Here is an 18962-nt window from a genome sequence, read left to right on the forward strand (position 1 = left end):
TTGCCCATGACCATGCGTTCCGCCGGAGATACCGCCCCCGATTTCACCCTGCCCCGCAACGGCGGCGGCACGGTCACATTGTCCGCACTGCGGCCCGGCAAGGTGGTGCTGTTCTTCTACCCCAAGGACAGCACGCCCACCTGCACCACCGAGGCGCAGGATTTCTCGCGCCTTGCCGGGGAATTCGCCGCCGCGGGCGTCACGCTGATCGGCCTGTCGAAGGACAGTGTGCGGTCGCATGACAATTTCTGCCGCAAACACGCGCTGGAGGTCATCCTCGCCTCGGACAAGGACGGGCAAACCTGCGAGGATTATGGCGTCTGGGACGAGAAGACCATGTATGGCAAGACCTATATGGGCATCGTCCGCTCCACCTTCCTGATCGACGGGACGGGGCGCATTGCCGAAGTCTGGCCCAAGGTCAGCGTCAAGGGCCATGCCGAAGAGGTGCTGGCCGCCGCCCGCGCCCTGTGACCCCAACCCTTTGACCACCGGAGGCCTGCCATGACCCGGACCCTTGCCGAAATGGCGGTAGAGGTGCTGACCACCGCGGATGGGCGCGAAAAGACAGCGCTCGGCCGCCGCCATGCCGCGGCGTGGTTTGCGTCACGCGCGTCGGGAACGCCCATTCCGCTTGGCCATGCCGCACCGCCGCTGCAACCGGCCCGGCCCGCACGGCCCGAACTCCTTCCCCCGCGCGAGGTGCCCAGGCGACGGCCGGGCACCCTTCCCGGACGGATCGCACTGCTGCATGCCGTGGCGCATATCGAGCTGAACGCGGTCGACCTGCATTGGGACATCATCGCCCGCTTCACCCATCACCCCATGCCTCTGGGCTTTTACGATGACTGGGTGAAGGCCGCGGATGAGGAAGCCAATCATTTCAATCTGGTGTCCGATGTGCTGGAACGGATGGGCAGCCATTACGGCGCGCTTCCCGCCCATGCGGGCATGTGGCGCGCGGCCGAGGATACCGCAGAGGACCTGAAAGGCCGCCTTGCCGTGGTGCCCATGGTGCTGGAGGCGCGGGGCCTTGATGTAACGCCCGGAATGATCGGCCTTTTCCAAAAGGCCGAGGCGCAGGGCGAAGGGGCCGGTGCCGTGGCCGCACTGGAAACCATCTATGCCGAGGAGGTGGGCCATGTCGCCTATGGCTCCAAATGGTTCAACTGGCTGTGCGGGCGGGATGGCGAGGATCCGAAGGACGTGTTCCACGCGCTGGTCCGCCGCTATTTCCACGGCCAGCTGAAGCCGCCCTTCAACGAAGAGAAACGGGCCGAGGCCGGGCTGCCGCCGGATTTCTACTGGCCGCTGACCGAAGAGGAAAGTCAGGACGATATTCCCTGATCGGCGGGTTTCTGCCGAGAATTCAGGGCCCAAAGGCTGTTTCCGCCCCTCTCCGGTCAAGTCTGTTGCGACGGAACCAGCCCGCCGCTAGGAAGATCGCGCCCACAGGAGGACGGACCGATCCCGTGCTGACACGCCTTGCCATCCGCATCAACGCGACGCTGGAGCGCTATTTTCCCGAACAGCGCCTGTTCCTGAAGTCGGACCACGGCACCCACTTTCTGCGGCTGCGGCCCGCAACCCAGGCGGTGGCCGTCACCGTGGGGGCGCTTGGTCTGGCCTGGACCATCGTCGCCACCGCGCTGATCATGATGCAGACCATCGGCGCCGGGTCTTCGCGCGAACAGGCGCAGCGCCAGGGTGAAATGTTCGAACATCGCCTGACGCTGATGTCGGCCGACCGCGATGACCGCGCGGCCGAGGCATTGCGGGCGCAGGACCGCTTCAACTTCGCGCTGGAGCAGGTCTCCTCGATGCAGGAGATGCTGCTTGCCTCCGAAGACCGCCGGCGCGAGCTGGAGACCGGGATCGACGTGGTGCAGAACACCCTGCGCCGCACGATCAAGGAGCGTGACGAGGCCCGGGCCGAAGTGGACCGGCTGACGCTGGCGCTGAATCAGGAGGCGGGCGGCGCCACCGAAATGGGCCGGATGCGCGATATCGTGGCCACGCTGGAGTATCTGACCGGCACGCTGGCCCGCACGGCGCGCGAACGCGACGCCAAGGAAGACGATGCCGAGGCAAGCCGTGCGCTGCTGATTGCCGCCGAGAATGATCGCCGCGCGCTGGAACTGCGCCATGACGCCATCTTCGCCCGGCTGGAAGAGGCGGTCACCGTCTCGGTCGAGCCGCTGGAAAAGATGTTCCAGGCCGCGGGGATGGACCCGGACGACCTGATCTCGACCGTGCGCAAGGGCTATTCCGGACAGGGCGGGCCGCTGACGCCGATCTCGGCCTCGTCCATGGGCGGGGCGCTGACCCCGGAAGAGATTCGTGCCAATGCCATCCTGAAATCCATGGAGGAAATGGACCTCTACAGGATCGCCGCGTTCAAGGCGCCCTTCGCTTTGCCGGTCACCTCGAACGCGGTCCGCTGGACCTCCAGCTTCGGGCGAAGGAACGATCCGCTCGGCGCCGGTTCGCGCATGCACGAAGGCACCGACATCGCCGGCCCCTATGGTACACCGATCTATGCCACCGCCGATGGCGTGGTGATTCATGCAGGCTGGCAAAGCGGTTACGGCCGTCTGATCAAGATCCAGCACGCCTTTGGGGTGGAAACCCGCTACGCCCACTTGTCACAGATCCGTGTAGAGGTGGGACAAAAGGTGTCGCGCGGCGACAGGATCGGTGATATGGGCAATTCAGGCCGGTCCACCGGCACTCACCTTCACTACGAAGTCCGCATCGGCGGGACTGCCGTCAATCCGATGAACTTCATAAAGGCAGCCAGGAATGTTTTCTAAGAGCCGCATCAACGAGCCGGGTCCGAAATCCGAGGCCGAAAAACCCAAAGCAGCGGAGACCCCCGTGTCGAAACCCCAGTCCGAATTCACCCCGTCGGCACCGAAGGGCAAGGCTGTCGCCTCGGTCCTGTCGTCGGACCTGACCGTGGTGGGCAATCTGCGCACCACCGGCGACATTCAGGTCGAAGGCACTGTGGAAGGCGATATCCGGGCCCATCTGCTGACGGTGGGAGAAAGCGCCACCATCCGGGGCGAGATCGTGGCCGATGACATCGTGGTGAACGGCCGGGTGATCGGCCGCGTGCGCGGGCTGAAGGTGCGGCTGACCTCCACCGCGCGGGTGGAAGGCGACATCATCCACAAGACCATCGCCATCGAATCGGGCGCGCATTTCGAAGGTTCGGTGCAGCGTCAGGAAGACCCGCTTGCCCAGGGCCGTCCCTCGGCCCCGCCGCCCTTCCCGCCCGCCGCCAAGGCCGAGGCCGAGACGCCCTGAGGCGTTTCCGACGAAAGCGTTCCGAAAGCCCTGCCCTCCGGCGGGGCTTTTTTGTTGAAGCCGGTCGGCAAGAAGGGAAAGCCCCGTGTCTTTTCGCATAGATGCCCTTTGCCTCTGCCTGCTAACCGCGGCCATTCCCGGCACCGCCTCTGCGCTGGACCGGATGGAGCGGCTGGTCCTTGAAGAACTGGCATGCACCGATCTGCCGCATTCTTTGATCATCCTGTCCCAGCTGCGCGACGAAGGCCGGATCGATACGGCGCAGAACCTTGGATATGACAGCCTCAGCTGCTTTCAGATTGCGGGCGGGCTTGCGGTGCAGGGCATCACTTTCACCTCGGTCTGCGCCTACGAAGAGGATGCCGCGCTGCAGGCGGCCCACCCCGAGTTTTACTATCGCGGACCGGGAACCTCCCCCGGCCAGACCCTGTCATTTGGCACCCTCACCGACCCAGACGCCCTTTCCGACTGGTATCTGGCCCTGTTCGGACCAGAGCTGGTCGCCTCGGCCATCTCTGACGGTCAGACCCCCGGAGAGGCGGGATCGGTGTCCTGCAACAGTTGGATGCACTGATCCTGCGGCCGGTGCCTGCCGCGCTTTGTTACAGCACCTGACGGGCTTTTGACTTGCCCGCCTGCACCCGCCCCCGCATAACCGCACCCATGATCCTGCGGGTGTTCCTTCTGTGCGCCGTCGTGCTGAGCCTGGCCTTTCCTGCCACGGCCAGGTCTTTCACGACCCCCGACTGCCCGTCGCGCAGCAGCCAATGGTCCTGTCCGGTCGATCCGGCAAAGATCGGCAATCTCACCCCCTCGGTCGAGCTGCCCTGCCCGGGCAAAGGCCTGCTGGCAGCCGCCTCCGGCGCAGCCTGCCCTGCGCCCGTTCTGGCCACTGCCTTGCCGGTATCGCGCCATTCTGTCACGCTGTCCGGCATTGGCGGCGGTGGCATTGACCGGCCGCCCAAGCACGCAGGCTGAGCACCGCCCGTTCGCCGGGCACACTCTTCCCACGAAATTCCGAAAGACGCCCCCGCGCAGGCCCATGAACGGGCCGCCGAAGGGCTTTGCATGAAAGACCGACCCATGTCCCATTCCCCGATTGCCGAGCGTGTGCCGGCCCTCCGCCCGTTCTACGCCGCCTTCCACACCAGCGCGGAAACCCTGATGCGGGTGATCTGCGGCGGTATCTTCGCCATCCACGGCTACCCCAAGCTGATGGACCCCTTCGCTGCCGCAGGCATGGTCGAGGGCCTTGGCTTCGCACCGGGTGCCTTCTGGTCGCCGCTCCTGTCGGTGACCGAGTTCTTTGCCGGTGTCCTGATTGCCATCGGTTTCCTGACCCGCCCCGCCGCGGTGGCCGCCAGCATCATTCTGCTCGTCACCGTCTATGCGCATTGGGTGGCCTTCGGTCAGGGCTATGACGGCGCTGAAAAGTCCATCCTCTGGCTGGGCATGACGATCTTCTTCGCCTTCCGTGGTGCGAATGCGCATTCGGTGGACGCGAAGCTGGGCCGCCAGTTCTGACGATCCCGGGCGGACCGGCCTGCCCGGTCCGCCTATTCCACCGCCCGGCGGTAAAGATGCCAGCTGGCGTGGCCGAACAGCGGCAGCACGACCAGCAGGCCCAGAAACCCGGGCAGCATGGCCAGAAACAGGCAGGCCGCGATCAGCGCGCCCCAGCCCAGCATCAGCACCATATTCTCGCGCACCAGTGCAAAACTCGTCAGCATGGCGGTGACGTAATCCACCTCTCGGTCCAGCAGCATGGGCAGACTGACCACGGTCAGCGCATAGAGCACGGCCGCAAAGACCGCCCCCGCAACCGTGCCGAAGGCCAGAAAGACCAGACCTGCGGGCGTCAGGAACACCTCCAGCGAGGAGGAGACATTGGTCATCGTCGCGGTGCCCAGAAAGACCGCAAAGATCATGTGCGACAGAAAGTTCCAGAACAGGAAATAGATCACGATCATCGCCGCCATGGACGGGATCTGCCGGTCCTTCTGGCGGAAGATCACGGCCAGAACCTCGTTCACCCGCAGGGGGATGCCCTGCTCCAGCCGCCGGCTGACCTCATAAAGCCCGACGGCAACAAAGGGGCCAAGGATCGGGAAGCCGGCGGCGGCGGGCAGTGTCCACCAGATCTGCCCCTCGGTGGTCAGCGCCCATAGGATCAGCCAGCCACCCGCCACATAGGCGCTGGCAAAGAACAGGCCATAGAGTGGTGCCCGGCGGAAATCCTGCCAGCCCGCCGCCAGTGCATGGTGCAGGTCTGACAGGTCCAGATGCATGATCTGCGGGCTGGCGGGCGCCCCGGCGCTGTCTGTCATGGTAGTCCTCCCTCTGACGAGGAAGGCTATGTCCCGAAGACCGCTTTGGCAAAGATGTATTTCATCTCCGGGATTTAGGGCCCGGAGCGCCCTCAGCCCTCGGCGTCGGCGCGGCTTTTGCCGGACATGTCCAAGGCCAGCGTGGCCGCCATGAAGGCGTCCAGATCACCATCCAGTACGCCTTGGGTGTCGCTGGTTTCGTGGCTGGTGCGCAGGTCCTTCACCATCTGATAGGGCTGCAGCACATAGCTGCGGATCTGGTTGCCCCAGCCCGCATCGCCCTTGTTTTCATGCGCGTCGTTGATGGCAGCCGAACGCTTGTCCAGTTCCATCTGATAGAGCCGCGCCTTCAGGGCGTTCATGGCGATGTCGCGGTTCTGGTGCTGCGATTTCAGCGAGGAGGTCACGACGATCCCGGTCGGGAAGTGGGTGATCCGCACGGCCGAGTCGGTCTTGTTGACGTGCTGACCGCCCGCGCCGGACGACCGGAACGTGTCGATGCGGATATCCTTGTCCAGCACCTCGATCTCGATATTGTCGTCGACCACGGGATAGACCCATACGCTGGCGAAAGAGGTCTGCCGCTTGTCGCCCGACCCGAAGGGAGAGATGCGCACCAGACGGTGCACGCCGCTTTCGGTCTTCAGCCAGCCATAGGCGTTGTGGCCGGAAATCTTGTAGGCGACCGACTTGATCCCGGCTTCCTGCCCGGCTTCTTCCGACAGCATCTCGACGTTGAACCCGCGGCGTTCGGCCCAGCGGGTGTACATCCGCGCGAGCATTTCGGCCCAGTCCTGCGACTCGGTCCCGCCGGCGCCTGCATTGATTTCCAGGAAGGTGTCGTTGCTGTCCGCCTCGCCGTTCAGCAGCGCCTCAAGCTCTTTCTGCGCCGCCACCTCGACCAGCGCCTTCAGCGCGGCCTCGGCCTCGGTCACGATGCTTTCCTCGCCCTCGGCCTCGCCCAGTTCGATCAGATCGACATTGTCGGTCAGCCCGCTTTCGATCAGCTTGTAGCCGTTCACCGCATCCATCAGCGCCTGCCGCTCGCGCATCAGTTTCTGCGCGCGGGCGGGGTCGTTCCACAGATCGGGCTGTTCGATCAGGGCGTTGAATTCCTCAAGGCGATGGGGCGCAGTCTCCCAGTCCATCCGCTGCGCCAGAAGCGACAGGGATTTGCGGATCTGATCGACATTGGCTTGCGTCTCGGCGCGCATCTCTCACCCTCGTCTCGGTCGCAGGCGCTCATATCCCCTGCCCGGGCTTCGGGCAAGAGCGGCGCCGTGGTTTCGGTTGTCAGTAAAGCCCGCCCGAGGACACGGTGCCGAAATCGGCCTTTCCCGGAATGACCTTCGTCTCGCCCGTGGCAGTGGTGACAGACGCGCTGGAGGCGCTTTCCGTCTCACCATAGGCATAAAGCGGCAGGTTCTGGCCCATCTCGAAGCCGCCATCCACCAGCGCGCCCAGACCGAAGATCGGCTCTTCGCCCTCGCGGAAATATTCGGCCACCACATTGTCGCCGCTGGCCGTGTCGGGCAGGCGCGCGCCGGTAAAGCGGTCGATCTTCACGAAATAGCCGCCCGGGGGCACCTTGAACTCGGTCCCGCCGTATTTCTTGATGGCGGTCGCCATGAATTCCTCGAACACCGGGCCGCAGAAGCCGCCGCCCGAGACCGAGCCCAAGCCGCGCGGCTGGTCATAGCCGATATAGCAGCCCGCCACGATGTTCGAGGTATAGCCGATGAACCAGACGTCTTTCGCGTCGTTCGTCGTGCCGGTTTTGCCCGCCACAGGCACCGGCAGGTTGATGCCGCGCGCGGTGCCGCGCTGGATCACACCCTGCATCATGCTGGTCAGCTGATAAGCGGTGATCGCATCCATCACCCGTTCCCGGTTCGAGGTGACGGTGACGCCATCGCCCCGCGGCAGATCTCCTGCGGTGCAGTTCTCGCACACCCGCTTGTCATGGACATAGACCGTGCGGCCGGACCGGTCCTGCACCCGGTCCACCAGCGTGGGTTCCACCCGTTCGCCCCCATTGGCGAACATGGCATAGGCGGCCACCATCTTCATCAGCGTGGTTTCCTGCGCACCAAGCGCATTGGCCAGATAGGGGGCAAGGTTGTCATAGACGCCGAACCGCTCGGCATAGCCGGCCACGGTCTGCATGCTGATTTCCTCGGCGATCCGGATGGTCATCAGGTTCCGGCTCTGCTCGATCCCGGTGCGCAGCGGCGTGGGTCCGTAGAATTTGTTCGACGCATTCTTCGGCGTCCACAACCCCTGCGGCGTGTTCACCTCGATCGGCGCGTCGATGACGATGGTGGCGGGGGTGAATCCACTGTCCAGAGCAGCGGCATAGACGAAGGGCTTGAAGCTCGACCCCGGCTGACGCATCGCCTGTGTGGCACGGTTCCAGATCGAATACTGATAGGAGAACCCGCCCTGCATCGCCAGAACGCGGCCCGTGTTCACATCCATCGCCATGAAGGCGCCCTGCACCTCGGGCACCTGACGGACCGACCAGCGCACAAAGCTGCCGTCGGCATTCTTCGTCACCCGGCGCACATGGATCACATCGCCACGCTTGAAATTGTCGGCAAAGCTGCCGCGCATCCAGTCGATGTCAGACCGCGGCACCACCTGCGGCTCTGCCTCGGTCACGGGGACGCCCTCGATTCCCACCGAAAGCGTGCGGTCGCCCACCTCCAGCACCACCGCCGGATACCAACCGTCGATGTCACGCGGCACATCCACCGCGGACAGCGCCTTGCGCCAGCTGTCCTCGCTGGTCAGCTGATCCTCGGGCACGGTCTTGCCGGTGCCGCGCCAACGGCCAAGCCCGCGGTCATAGCTTTCCAGCGCCTTGCGCAGCGCGGCCTCCGCCTCGACCTGCAGTTCCGGGTCGATGGTGGCCCGGATGGTCAGGCCGCCGTTGTAGAATTCATCCTCGCCGAAATGGGTGGACAGCTGGCGGCCGATTTCCTCGGTGAAATAGCTGCGCTCCGGCAGGCTGTCGCGGAACGAGGGATAATCGCCGTTCTGCACCGTCAGAAGCGGCTTGTCCTTCTCGGCCAGATAGGTTGCCTCGGTCAGATAGCCGTTGTCCCACATCTCGCGCAGCACATAGTTGCGGCGTTCGACCGCGCGGTCATAGTCGCGCACCGGATGCAACCCGCGGCCCGGCGATTTCGGCAAAGCGGCCAGATAGGCGGCCTCTCCCGGGGTCAACTCGTCCAGCGTCTTGTTGAAATAGCTTTGCGCCGCCGCGGCGACGCCAAAGCTGCGCTGGCCCAGGTCGATCTGGTTCATGTAGATTTCAAGGATACGGTCCTTGGTCAGCGTCTCTTCCAGACGGGTGGCCAGAATGATTTCCTTGATCTTCCGCTCCACCCCCTTGGCGCCGGTGCGGGTGCCGTCCAGCAGCATGTTCTTCGCCACCTGCTGGGTGATGGTCGAGGCGCCGCGCAGATCCTGCCCGCGGCTTTTCACCGCGTCGATCAGCGCCGCGGCCATGCCGGTCGCATCATAGCCGTGGTGGACGTAGAAATTCTTGTCCTCGGCAGAGATGAAGGCCTGCTTCACCAGATCGGGGATATCCTCGGCCGGAACGAAGACCCGCCGCTCGCCCTCCTTGACGAATTCGTCAAGGATCCGCCCCTCGCCGGTGTAGATTCGGCTGATGGTGGCGGGGGAATATTGCTTCAGCACCTCATGGCTGGGCAGGTCGCGCGAATACATCCAGAAGATCGCGCCAACGGTCAGGGCACCGAAGAAGATGCCCAGCGTGACCGCGGTGAAGATGGCCCCGAAGAACGAGCCGATGAATCGCAACACTGTTCTGCCCCTGCCTTTCGGCTTCCCCTATATCAGACGTTCGGGTCCGTCAAAACCTTGGACCTTACACCCCCTACCTGCGGCGGGTTCCCGCGCCTGCTGACGACACCAGATTCCCCAACATTCATCTGTTCAAAAATATCCTCTGGGGGTCCGGGGGGCGAAGCGCCCCCGGGCGGGTGACCAGGGGCGCATCGCTATGGACTGGCCGCCCGCAAGGCCCGGATCGCCTGATCCTCATCCGCCCAGGCGATCAGCCCCTTCCTGACCGCCTCGGCCATTGTCGCACGCCAGGCCGGATCGGTCAGCCGCTTCAGGTCGCGCCCCGAGGAGAGAAATCCCACCTCCAGCAGGACCGAGGGGATGTCGGGCGATTTCAGCACGGAGAACCCCGCCTCCTGCCGCGGATGGCGGTGCATGCGCAGATCCGCCGCCTTGATCGCGGTTTCCAGCGCCATGGCCAGCCGGGCGGTGCGCGGCGTCGTTTCCGTCCGCGCCATATCCATCAGGACCGAGGCCACGATATCGTCCTGCGCCGAGAGATCGACGCCCGCCAGCAGGTCGTCGCGCTCATGCCGTTCGGCCAAAGCCTCGGCCGCCTCGTCGGTGGCATCCTCGGACAGGGTGTAGATCGTCGCCCCCTGCGCCTCGCCCTCGGCCAGGGCATCGGCATGCAGGGAAATGAACACATGCGCCCCGGCCTTGCGCGCAATCGAGATCCGGGTTTCCAGCGGCACGAAGGCGTCTTCCTCGCGCGTCATCACCACGCGGAACCGGCCGTCACGCAGCAACAGCTCTTTCAGCCCGCGCGCGAAGGTCAGCATCAGATCCGCCTCCTTGTGGCCGTCGCGTTCGGCGCCGGGGTCGATCCCGCCATGACCCGGGTCCAGCACCACGACGATGGGTCCGTCGCCGCGCGCCACCGGCGGCGGCAGATCGGCGGGCCTGGGCAGGGCCCAATCCTCCGGCTCCGGCTGCGCGGCCGCCTTGGCAAAGTCCTGCGCCGTGGCCGGGTCCAGCCGCAGCCGGATCAGCGCCGGCCCGTCCGACGTATCCATCGAGGCCTGCGTCACCAGCATCGGCCCGGTCAGCTCCACCACCAGCCGCGACCAGCCGGGCCGGAATATCCCGGCCCGCAGATCGGCCACCTGCGGCGCGGTGCGGGTGACGCTGTCGATCCCGGTCCAGTCCACCTCGCGCACGTCGAGGATCAGCCGCGGCGGGCTGTCCATCACCCGCACGCGCCACGGCACCGGCTGGCTGATCGCAAGGTCCAGCGTCAGCGCCGCCTGATCGGCCCGGATCACCGACCCCGCGGCATCCAGCCGGGCCAGCGCCGAAAGCTCCTGCGCGGCGGCACTCAGGGGTGCGATCGCCATCAACAGCCAAAGGATGACGGCCCGGATCGCCTGCACCTGCCCTGCCCCGTTCTTTGCGGAAATGCCGCCCGGACTATCCCGGTCCGGCGGCGGAAAGTCCATTCACCTTCGCGCCATGAACTCCTGCAGCCGCGCGATGCCTTCGGCGATGTCCGCGGTGGAACGGGCATAGGAAAAGCGCAGCGTCTGCCGCCCCCGGCGCGGATCGAAGTCCAGTCCCGGCGTGACGGCCACCCCCGCGCGGTCCAGAATCTCCTGCGCGAAGGACAGGCTATCTTCGGTCAGATCGCTGACATCGGCATAGATATAAAAGGCCCCGTCCGGCGGCGCGATCTTGGTGAAGCCGGCCTTCGGCAGACCTTCCAGCATCAGCCGGCGGTTCTCGGCATAAACCGCGCGGTTCGCCTCCATCTCGGGCACGCAATCCAATGCGGCCAGCGCGGCCAGCTGGCTGGCATGGGGCGGGCAGATGAACATGTTCTGCGCCAGCCGCTCCACCTTGCGGACCTGATCCTCAGGCACCACCATCCAGCCCACGCGCCAGCCGGTCATGCTGAAATATTTCGAGAAGCTGTTGATCACCCAAGGCGCGTCCGAGATTTCCAGCGCGGTCACCGCCCGGTCGCCGTAATGCAGCCCGTGATAAATCTCGTCGGAGACGAAGGGGATGCCCTTGGCCTCGGCCCAGTGGACCAGCGCCGACAGTGCCTCATGCGACAGCATGGTGCCAGACGGATTGCCGGGCGAGGCCACGATCAGCCCGTCCAGATCATGCCCTTCCAGATCCGCGGGCACGGGTTGCAGCCGGTTCTCCACGCTTGCGGGAATGCCCACCGGCTCCAGCGACAAGGCGCGCAGGATCTGGCGGTAGCTGGGATAGCCCGGCTCGCCCAGACCCACCCTTTGTCCGGCGTCGAACAAGGCGGTGAAGGCCAGCAGGAACGCGCCCGACGACCCTGCCGTCACGATCACCCGCGCGGGGTCCAGATCCACCCCATACCAGCGGGCATAAAGCTGGGCGATCCCGGCGCGGAGTTCCGGCAGGCCAAGGGCCACGGTATAGCCAAGCGGCTGATCCAGCGCTGCGGCCAGCGCACGGCGCGCGCCTTCGGGGGCGGCAGTGCCGGGCTGGCCCACCTCCATATGGATGATCCGGCGGCCCGCGGCCTCGGCCTGGCGGGCGCGTTCCATCACATCCATCACAATGAAGGGATCGACTTCACCGCGCCGCGATCCCTGACTTGATCTGTTCATGCCCTGCCCCGTATGGTCCGCCGGTATTCCATGCCGTTCAGTGCCGCCCGGAGGCGGACAGGTCAACCCCGGAAGGACCCGAGTTCATGCGCCACGCCCTGATCCTTGCCACGCTTCTGGCGACGGCCGCACCCGTGGTTCAGGCGCAGGACCTGCCGGGCACGGCGCCGATGACCGAAGAGCAGCGCGCCGCTTTCGATGCCGCGGTGCGCGACTATCTGCTGCGCAATCCCGAGGTGATCGTCGAGGCGATGACCGAGCTGCAGATGCGCGAAGATCAGGCCGCGGCCGACCGCGACGTGCAGATGCTGGCCGAGAATGCGGACCGCATCTACAAGAACCCGGCCGACTGGGCCGGCGGCAATCTGGAGGGCGATATCGTCCTTGTCGAATTCATGGATTACCGCTGCGGCTATTGCCACAAGGCCTATCAGGATGTCGAGGATCTGGTCTCGACCGACGGCAATATCCGCTTTGTCCTGAAGGAGTTCCCGGTTCTGGGCGATCCGTCCGTTCTGGCGTCGAAATTCGCCATCGCGGTGCGGATGCTGTATGGCGATGACGCCTACAAGGCGGCGCATGATGCGCTGTTCAACTTCCGGGGTGAGATCGACCCCGACAGTCTGGCCCGGCTGGCAAGCGATCTGGGTCATGACCCCGCCGCCGTCGCCGCCCGGATGGCCATGCCAGAGGTTCAGGCCGTGATCGACGCCAATTATGAGCTGGCCCAGATCATGGAGATCAACGGCACGCCGACCTTCGTGATCGACGGCACGATGGTCCGTGGCTACGTGCCGTTGGACGGCATGCGCCAGATCGTTGCGCAGGAACGCGCCGACGGCTGAGTTCGGCATGGCCGGGCGCGGCCTTTCCATCCTGATCCTTGCGGCGGGGGCCTCGTCCCGGATGGGAGAGGACAAGCTGTTGCTGCCGCTGCGGGGCCGGCCGCTGCTGCGCCATGTGGCGGATGTGGCCCTGTCCTGCGGACTGCCGGTCACGGTGGTGCTGCCGGCCCCGCCCGGGCCGCGCGCGGCGGTGCTGGAGGGGCTTTGCCTGATGCAGGTGACGGGCGGCGCGGGCATGGGCGACAGCCTGAGCGCCGGCGTGGGCGCCCTGCCCGAAGACCATGCCGTGCTGGTGATGCTGGCCGACATGCCGGACATTGGCCCCGCTGACCTGATGCTGCTGACCGCGGCGCATCGGGACGACCCGCAGGCCATCCTCCGTGCCAGCAATGCCACGGGTGACCCCGGCCACCCCGTGCTGTTCCCGGCCGATCTGCGGCCTGCGCTGCTGTCGCTGCGGGGCGATACCGGCGCGCGCGCGGTGATTGCGGCCCATCCCGAACGGCTGCGCCCGGTGCCTTTGCCCGGCAACCGGGCGCTTTGCGATTGGGACACGCCCGAAGACCGGGCGCGCTGGCTGGCGTCAGGCGGTCAGTAGCACCCGCGCCTCATGCGCTTTCAGCGACAGCCGGGCCGAGGCAAAGGCCACCTCCAGGCTGGCGAGTTCGGGGAAGAGTGCCAGGATTTCCTCGGCCTGCGCCTCCTCCATCCCGCCCATCATCCGCTGCGCGGGCTGGAAGCTCTCGGTCCAGAGCCCGGCCGACTGCACGATTTCGTGCCGGTCGAACATGATATGCACATAGGTCACACCCTGCACCACCGGAGAGGAGACGCCCGGCGCCCCCGCCAGATGGCGCGCGGCCACCAGAACCTCGGCCTCGCCAAACAGCATTTCGGCCCGCGCCCCACCGATCAGCAGGCGATGCTGGGGGGAAACCGTCAGGTCCTGCACGGGCAGGTCCGGCCCCATGGCCCCTGCCGAAATCCGCACCGGACGCAGCGCGGGATTGACCACCAGATCCGCCGCCGAAAGGCTGCGTCGGCCGGTCCAGCGCACCGGCTGCAACCCGTTGTCGCGCGTCAGCACCAGATCGCCCGGCACCAGCGTTTCGACCGGAACCTCTCCCCGCGCGGTCAGGATCGGCGTACCGGGGGTGAAGCAGGGGATGACCTTCTCGATATCGGTGAAGGTCATCGTGCCGATCACGGCGCCGTTCTCATCCAGAAACTCGACATAGCCGTTTTCGGGATTGTTCGGGTTGTAATGGATATTCGTGCGGTCCCAGCCCCAGGCCGACAGGTCGAGGACATCGTAATCGTCGCCCTCGCTGCCGCCATCCACCACATCGCCGACATCGCCGTAGATGTAGTCGCGGCCACCGCCGCCATAGATCGTATCGGCGCCCTCGCCACCCGACAGCGTGTCGTTGCCATCGCCGCCGAACAGCCGGTCATTGCCCTTGCCGCCCTGGATGACGTCATTGCCCTGATCGCCGTAGAGCGTGTCGTCGCCGTCGCCGCCGTCGATGAACTCGTCGCCCTCAAGGCCGAAGATCACGTCGTTTCCGGCGCCGCCATACATGATGTCATTGCCGAAGCCGCCGAAGAGCTGGTCGTTGCCCTCGCCCCCCAGCATGGTGTCATCGCCATAGCCGCCGATCAGGCTGTCATCACCCGATCCGCCGTCGATATAGTCATTGCCATAGCCGCCATAGGCGGTGTCATTGCCTGCACCGCCATACAGCGTGTCGTCATCATCATAGCCGAACAGACTGTCGTTGCCGTCGCCGCCGAACAGGCTGTCAAAGCCGACGCCCCCGTCCACGACATCATCGCCCGCACCGCCGTAGATCGTATCGTCGCCCGCCTCGCCCAGAAGCGAATCGTTGCCGGTGCCGCCGTCGATGCTGTCGTTGCCGGAGCCGCCATGCACGGTGTCATTGCCCGCGCCGGTGGTAACGATGTCATTGCCCGCGCCCGCATCGACGTAGTCGTCATCCACCTGAGTGCTGAAGAACTGGATGTCCGAGACAAGGATCAGCTGGCCGCTGCTGTAGTTGTTGTTGTAGTCGATCAGGAAATAGGACACCGGGCCGGGAATGCTGACCAGCACAGAACCTGCAGCCGAATTGGTCGAGTCGCTGCTGTTTCCGGCGGTGATCGTATTGCCGGAAACCGTGTCATTCCCCGCCGGTGTGATCGTCACGGTGACAGGCTGACCATCCGGCCCATAGGCGGTGATGGTGATGATGTCCTGCCAGTTGCCCATGGACATATCGACATCATTGATGCGGAACTGCACCCCCGTCACGCCCGGCGCATAGCCCGGGTCCGGGGTGAAGTCGATCCGCGTGGTCGATGTGTTGCCCACCCCCGTCCCGGCCAGATAGAGGCTGGAATTCGGGTTGAAAGTCTCTCCCGGTGCGACATAGGTGGCCGAGCTGGTGTTGATCGTGGCCGCCGTGCCTGCCCCGTCATTGGTATAGGTCATGGTGACGGTAGTGCCGCCGGTATCCTGCGTTGCCCCGCCCGCCACATTGGCGTTGTTGCCGCCCACCTGGGACCAGTTCAGATCCTCGGAGGCGCTGGAAACGCTGTTGACGCCCGTATCGATGCGGTCATCGCCATCGCCGCCGTAAACCGTGTCATTGCCCAGCCCGGTGGAAACCGTGTCGTTCCCTGCCCCGGCATCCACAAGGTTCGCATCGTCATTGCCGGTGATGCTGTCCGCATAGCCGGTGCCGGTGACATTCTCGATCCCGCTCAGCGTGTCGACATCGGTGGCGCCCGTGGTGCCGGTGCCCGTGGTCAGGTTCACTGTGGCCCCGGTCGAGGCATAGGAATAATCGACCGTATCGCTGCCTGCACCGCCGATGATCACATCGTTTCCGGCACCGCCCTGCAACAGATCGTTGCCCGCCCCGCCGTCCAGCCTGTCGGCCCCGGCGCCGCCGTAAAGCGTGTCCTGCCCCTCGCCGCCCGACAGCGTGTCGGCATCGGCGCCGCCATCGAGCAGATCATTGCCCGCCCCGCCATCCAGGCTGTCCGCGCCCGCCCCGCCGTAAAGCGTATCGTTGCCCTCGCCGCCCAGCAGCGTGTCGGCCGCATCGCCGCCATCCAGCAGGTCATTGCCGGCCCCGCCGTCCAGGCTGTCCGCACCCGCCCCGCCGTAAAGCTGGTCGTTGCCCGCGCCACCGAACAGGCGGTCGTTGCCATCCTCGCCATAGAGCGTGTCGTCGCCGTCCTGGCCGCTGATGGAATCGTTGCCGGTGCCACCATAGGCGATGTCGTTGCCCGCCCCGGCATTGATCGTGTCATTGCCGCCGCCGCCGTAGAAATCATCGGCACCGGAAGTCCCGGTCTGCGAGTTGTTGCCCGATCCGCCGTAATAGCTGGCCATGTCACCACCGAATTCTGCCTGACCGACTGATACCCCCCCTCCGGGGCCGAAACGGGGCACCATTGCGGAGAGTTTGGCGCGGGATTTCCGGATCAGCCGCGGATTCCGGCCCCGAGGGCGGGGAATACGGCGGTTTCATGGCCAAGACGGGCGACGCGCCGACAACAGGGCCAAATGAAAAGGGGCCCGTTGCCGGGCCCCTTTCCGTCGGGCCGGTCCGAAGACCCGCCCGGGCTGCATAAGCCGTGATCAGCGCGCCAGCAGGCGGGCTTCGTGTTTCTTCAGCGTGCGGCGGGCGGCCTGATAGCCGTCCAGACCCGCTTCGGTCTTCAGCTCGGGGAAGAGCTCGAAAATCTCGTTGCGCTGTGCATTGCCCATGCCCTTCAGCGTGTAGTCGCCGGGCTGGAAGCTTTCGGTCCAGGCCCCGTTCGACAGCACCACCTCGTGCTGGTCGCACATGAAGTGGATATAGGTCGTGCCGATCGCCTCGATCGCATGGATGCCGGGGTTGCCGACCAGATGCTTGGCCGCAACCAGCACTTCATGCTCGTCAAAGTACAGCTGGGTCCGGTCATTGGCCACCAGCAGACGGTGGTTGGGCGACACCAGCATGTCCCGCTCGGGCAGGCCATTGCCAAGGCTGTGCGCCTTGACCAGCACCGGCTGCAGATGGCTGTTCAGCCGCAGTTCCTGCCCGCTCAGCGCCTTTTCACCCTTCCAGCGGATTTCCTGAATGCCGTTGTCGCGGGTGATGACCTTGTCGCCGGCGCGCAGTTCCTCGACCGGGACCTCGCCCTTCGGCGTCGCGATCAGGGTGCCGGGGGTGAAGCAGGGGATGCAGTTCTCGATATTGATGAACCGCAGCGTGCCGGTCTCGTTGCCGTCATTGTCAAAGAAGGTGACCACGCCGTTTTCGGGGTTGTCCGCATCATAGACGATGTTCAGCGGGCCAGCGCCGCGCAGGTCCAGCGTGTCGAAATCGTCGCCGCCTTCGTTGCCGTCGATGAAGTCGCCGATCCCGTCCTGCGCGCTGCCGACGATGAACACATCCCGGTCGGCCCCGCCGAACATCCGGTCAGCTCCTTCGCCGCCATAAAGCGTGTCATTGCCGCGGTCACCGTGCAGCTCGTCCTCGTCAACGCCGCCGTAAAGCACGTCATTGCCCGCGCCGCCATAGAGCGTATCGTCGTCGTCGCGGCCATAGATCGTGTCGTTGCCGCGGCCGCCATACAGCAGGTCCGGGTTGTTGTTCGGGCGCAGGTCGCCGTCGGCATCCGGAATATCCAGCAGGTCATTGCCCACCGGGCCAAGGCCGCCATAGATCAGGTCGTCGCCCGCGCCGCCATAGACGGTGTCAGCGCCTTCGCTGCCGATGATCGTGTCATTGCCATAGCCGCCGTAAACCAGATCGGCGTCGATCCCGGCATCGACATAATCGTCGCCCTGTTCGGCATAGATCGTGTCGGCATCGTCGCCGGTCAGGATCGTGTCATTGCCATAGCCGCCATAGACCAGATCGCGGTCATCGTTCGGGTCGGTGTCGGCGGGGTAGAAGCCCGGATAGTCGATATCGGGCATGGGCGAGCCGCCCGAAGTGTCGATATAGTCGTCGTCCTGACGGCCATAGACGGTATCGCTGCCGTCGCCGCCATAGATCGTGTCATTGCCGGTGTTGCCGATCAGCGAGTCGTCGCCCTCGCCACCATAGACCAGATCGTCGCCCGACCCGGCACGAACGGTGTCATCGCCCAGGCCGGACAGGATGGTGTCATTGCCGGCGCCCGCAACCACGCGGTCGTCGTTCAGCGCATCGCCGGGGATGATCGCATCATTCGCGTCGATGCGGTCGCCGTCCCAGGGGTCGACATAAGAGGTGTCGATCAGATCGTCGCCCGAGGTGCCGCGGACGATGCCGTCACGGTCGGGATCGACGGGGTCGATGTTGTCCACGCTGTCGGACAGCGAGAAATAATCCACCTCGCCCTGGAAATGGTTTTCCAGATTGTTCAGCATATAGGGATCAGAGGCGTTCTGACCGGCGCCCAGCATCCACGGCTGCGAATTCGGCTCCATCACCAGCGAAACGGTGTTCGGAACGTCTTCCTCGAAGGTGGTGCCGGTGGTCGCATTCTCGATCTGGAGAAGCCCGCCCTCGCCGCCCATGTCCCAGGAATGCGACAGGTTGATCGTGTCACCCGCGGTGTAGAAGCCCGGGCCGGTCGAGTAGCTGACCGAAGAGCCGTCCAGCTCCTGCGTGACCACCACAGACCCGTCCGCATTCACCTCGATCCGGTAGCTGCCGGCATGCTCACCCGCGGTGTCGCGCGACAGCACGGTCTGCGGGCCTTCGAAATCGGTGGCGGTCGGCTTGAAGCTGATCTCAAGCGTGCCGCGGTCCAGCTGGAACGCGTCCGAAGCGTAAATCTTGGCCTTGTCGTTCATCCCGTCCACGACAAGGAACCCGCCGGTGGCCGTGGCCCCGTCAAAGTAGCCGCCGTTCTGCAGGCCGTTTTCCGGCGCGTCGTCGATGACCGTCGAGGCGTCGCTGAAGTTGTAAAGCGCGATGACCGGCATGTTCGCTTCCCTGTCTCTCCAAACGACGGGTCCCCGTCGC

Annotated in this window: 16 protein-coding genes; 9 read left to right on the top strand and 7 right to left on the bottom strand. The window is 65.4% G+C overall.

What is annotated here, in order from left to right:
- Window positions 1-12 precede the first annotated feature (12 nt).
- From ACO2Q5_RS00860 to ACO2Q5_RS00890, 7 genes are all read left to right on the top strand, one after another.
- Window positions 13-474, top strand: a complete 462-nt coding sequence (locus ACO2Q5_RS00860; protein WP_423287992.1) for a peroxiredoxin — start codon at window positions 13-15, stop codon at window positions 472-474.
- 30 nt (window positions 475-504) lie between these two features.
- The gene (locus ACO2Q5_RS00865) at window positions 505-1347 is read left to right on the top strand and encodes a ferritin-like domain-containing protein (RefSeq protein WP_423287503.1); all 843 of its coding nucleotides are present in this window, start codon (window positions 505-507) and stop codon (window positions 1345-1347) included.
- A gap of 125 nt (window positions 1348-1472) precedes the next feature.
- Window positions 1473-2813, top strand: a complete 1341-nt coding sequence (locus ACO2Q5_RS00870; protein ID WP_423287505.1) for a DUF5930 domain-containing protein — start codon at window positions 1473-1475, stop codon at window positions 2811-2813.
- Window positions 2803-3309: a bactofilin family protein gene (locus ACO2Q5_RS00875; RefSeq protein ID WP_423287507.1), complete on the top strand. Its 507-nt coding sequence runs from the start codon at window positions 2803-2805 to the stop codon at window positions 3307-3309. Before ACO2Q5_RS00870 ends, ACO2Q5_RS00875 begins: the two co-directional genes overlap by 11 nt.
- Before the next feature lie 85 nt (window positions 3310-3394).
- Window positions 3395-3883 carry a hypothetical protein gene (locus ACO2Q5_RS00880; RefSeq protein WP_423287509.1) on the top strand — a complete coding sequence of 163 codons (489 nt, stop codon included), beginning with the start codon at window positions 3395-3397 and terminating at the stop codon, window positions 3881-3883.
- Window positions 3884-3972: 89 nt separating this feature from the next.
- Window positions 3973-4287 carry a hypothetical protein gene (locus tag ACO2Q5_RS00885; RefSeq protein ID WP_423287511.1) on the top strand — a complete coding sequence of 105 codons (315 nt, stop codon included), beginning with the start codon at window positions 3973-3975 and terminating at the stop codon, window positions 4285-4287.
- 105 nt (window positions 4288-4392) lie between these two features.
- Window positions 4393-4833: a DoxX family protein gene (locus ACO2Q5_RS00890; protein ID WP_423287513.1), complete on the top strand. Its 441-nt coding sequence runs from the start codon at window positions 4393-4395 to the stop codon at window positions 4831-4833.
- 32 nt (window positions 4834-4865) lie between these two features.
- Here ACO2Q5_RS00890 and ACO2Q5_RS00895 read toward each other — a convergent pair whose 3' ends face one another.
- From ACO2Q5_RS00895 to ACO2Q5_RS00915, 5 genes are all read right to left on the bottom strand, one after another.
- On the bottom strand, window positions 4866-5636 hold the full coding sequence (locus ACO2Q5_RS00895; protein WP_423287515.1) for a DUF2189 domain-containing protein: 771 nt from the start codon (window positions 5634-5636) through the stop codon (window positions 4866-4868).
- A gap of 92 nt (window positions 5637-5728) precedes the next feature.
- Window positions 5729-6850: a peptide chain release factor 2 gene (gene prfB / locus ACO2Q5_RS00900; protein ID WP_423287516.1), complete on the bottom strand. Its 1122-nt coding sequence runs from the start codon at window positions 6848-6850 to the stop codon at window positions 5729-5731.
- Between the two features lie 79 nt (window positions 6851-6929).
- Complete coding sequence (locus ACO2Q5_RS00905) at window positions 6930-9470, bottom strand: penicillin-binding protein 1A (RefSeq protein WP_423287518.1); 2541 nt, start codon at window positions 9468-9470, stop codon at window positions 6930-6932.
- A gap of 197 nt (window positions 9471-9667) precedes the next feature.
- A complete protein-coding gene (locus ACO2Q5_RS00910) occupies window positions 9668-10849 on the bottom strand; it encodes an N-acetylmuramoyl-L-alanine amidase (RefSeq protein WP_423287993.1) in 1182 nt (393 codons plus the stop codon).
- Window positions 10850-10951: 102 nt separating this feature from the next.
- Window positions 10952-12103, bottom strand: coding sequence for a pyridoxal phosphate-dependent aminotransferase (locus ACO2Q5_RS00915; RefSeq protein WP_423287520.1), 1152 nt, complete (start codon window positions 12101-12103; stop codon window positions 10952-10954).
- An 86-nt stretch (window positions 12104-12189) separates the two neighbouring features.
- Here ACO2Q5_RS00915 and ACO2Q5_RS00920 point away from each other — a divergent pair, with 86 nt between their 5' ends.
- Together ACO2Q5_RS00920 and ACO2Q5_RS00925 are read left to right on the top strand one after the other, a co-directional pair.
- The gene (locus ACO2Q5_RS00920) at window positions 12190-12948 is read left to right on the top strand and encodes a DsbA family protein (RefSeq protein WP_423287522.1); all 759 of its coding nucleotides are present in this window, start codon (window positions 12190-12192) and stop codon (window positions 12946-12948) included.
- Window positions 12949-12955: 7 nt separating this feature from the next.
- Window positions 12956-13546 carry a nucleotidyltransferase family protein gene (locus ACO2Q5_RS00925; protein WP_423287524.1) on the top strand — a complete coding sequence of 197 codons (591 nt, stop codon included), beginning with the start codon at window positions 12956-12958 and terminating at the stop codon, window positions 13544-13546.
- Here the strand turns inward: ACO2Q5_RS00925 and ACO2Q5_RS00930 are convergent.
- Together ACO2Q5_RS00930 and ACO2Q5_RS00935 are read right to left on the bottom strand one after the other, a co-directional pair.
- A complete protein-coding gene (locus tag ACO2Q5_RS00930) occupies window positions 13532-16348 on the bottom strand; it encodes a Hint domain-containing protein (RefSeq protein ID WP_423287526.1) in 2817 nt (938 codons plus the stop codon). The two genes, ACO2Q5_RS00925 and ACO2Q5_RS00930, sit on opposite strands and share 15 nt — an antisense overlap.
- Window positions 16349-16597: 249 nt before the next feature.
- Window positions 16598-18922, bottom strand: coding sequence for a Hint domain-containing protein (locus ACO2Q5_RS00935; protein ID WP_423287528.1), 2325 nt, complete (start codon window positions 18920-18922; stop codon window positions 16598-16600).
- Between the last annotated feature and the right edge of the window lie 40 nt (window positions 18923-18962).

The sequence above is a fragment of the Neotabrizicola sp. VNH66 genome, from assembly GCF_049445895.1.
In the GTDB taxonomy this organism is placed as follows: domain Bacteria; phylum Pseudomonadota; class Alphaproteobacteria; order Rhodobacterales; family Rhodobacteraceae; genus Pseudogemmobacter.

Bases quoted from the DNA above. Each gene is read 5' to 3' on its own strand.
- ACO2Q5_RS00860 (WP_423287992.1), top strand. From the start codon at position 13: ATGCGTTCCGCCGGAGATACCGCCCCCGATTTCACCCTGCCCCGCAAC.
- ACO2Q5_RS00865 (WP_423287503.1), top strand. From the start codon at position 505: ATGACCCGGACCCTTGCCGAAATGGCGGTAGAGGTGCTGACCACCGCG.
- ACO2Q5_RS00875 (WP_423287507.1), top strand. From the start codon at position 2,803: ATGTTTTCTAAGAGCCGCATCAACGAGCCGGGTCCGAAATCCGAGGCC.
- ACO2Q5_RS00885 (WP_423287511.1), top strand. From the start codon at position 3,973: ATGATCCTGCGGGTGTTCCTTCTGTGCGCCGTCGTGCTGAGCCTGGCC.
- ACO2Q5_RS00890 (WP_423287513.1), top strand. From the start codon at position 4,393: ATGTCCCATTCCCCGATTGCCGAGCGTGTGCCGGCCCTCCGCCCGTTC.
- ACO2Q5_RS00895 (WP_423287515.1), bottom strand. From the start codon at position 5,636: ATGACAGACAGCGCCGGGGCGCCCGCCAGCCCGCAGATCATGCATCTG.
- prfB (WP_423287516.1), bottom strand. From the start codon at position 6,850: ATGCGCGCCGAGACGCAAGCCAATGTCGATCAGATCCGCAAATCCCTG.
- ACO2Q5_RS00910 (WP_423287993.1), bottom strand. From the start codon at position 10,849: ATGGCGATCGCACCCCTGAGTGCCGCCGCGCAGGAGCTTTCGGCGCTG.
- ACO2Q5_RS00915 (WP_423287520.1), bottom strand. From the start codon at position 12,103: ATGAACAGATCAAGTCAGGGATCGCGGCGCGGTGAAGTCGATCCCTTC.
- ACO2Q5_RS00920 (WP_423287522.1), top strand. From the start codon at position 12,190: ATGCGCCACGCCCTGATCCTTGCCACGCTTCTGGCGACGGCCGCACCC.
- ACO2Q5_RS00925 (WP_423287524.1), top strand. From the start codon at position 12,956: ATGGCCGGGCGCGGCCTTTCCATCCTGATCCTTGCGGCGGGGGCCTCG.
- ACO2Q5_RS00930 (WP_423287526.1), bottom strand. From the start codon at position 16,348: ATGGCCAGCTATTACGGCGGATCGGGCAACAACTCGCAGACCGGGACT.
- ACO2Q5_RS00935 (WP_423287528.1), bottom strand. From the start codon at position 18,922: ATGCCGGTCATCGCGCTTTACAACTTCAGCGACGCCTCGACGGTCATC.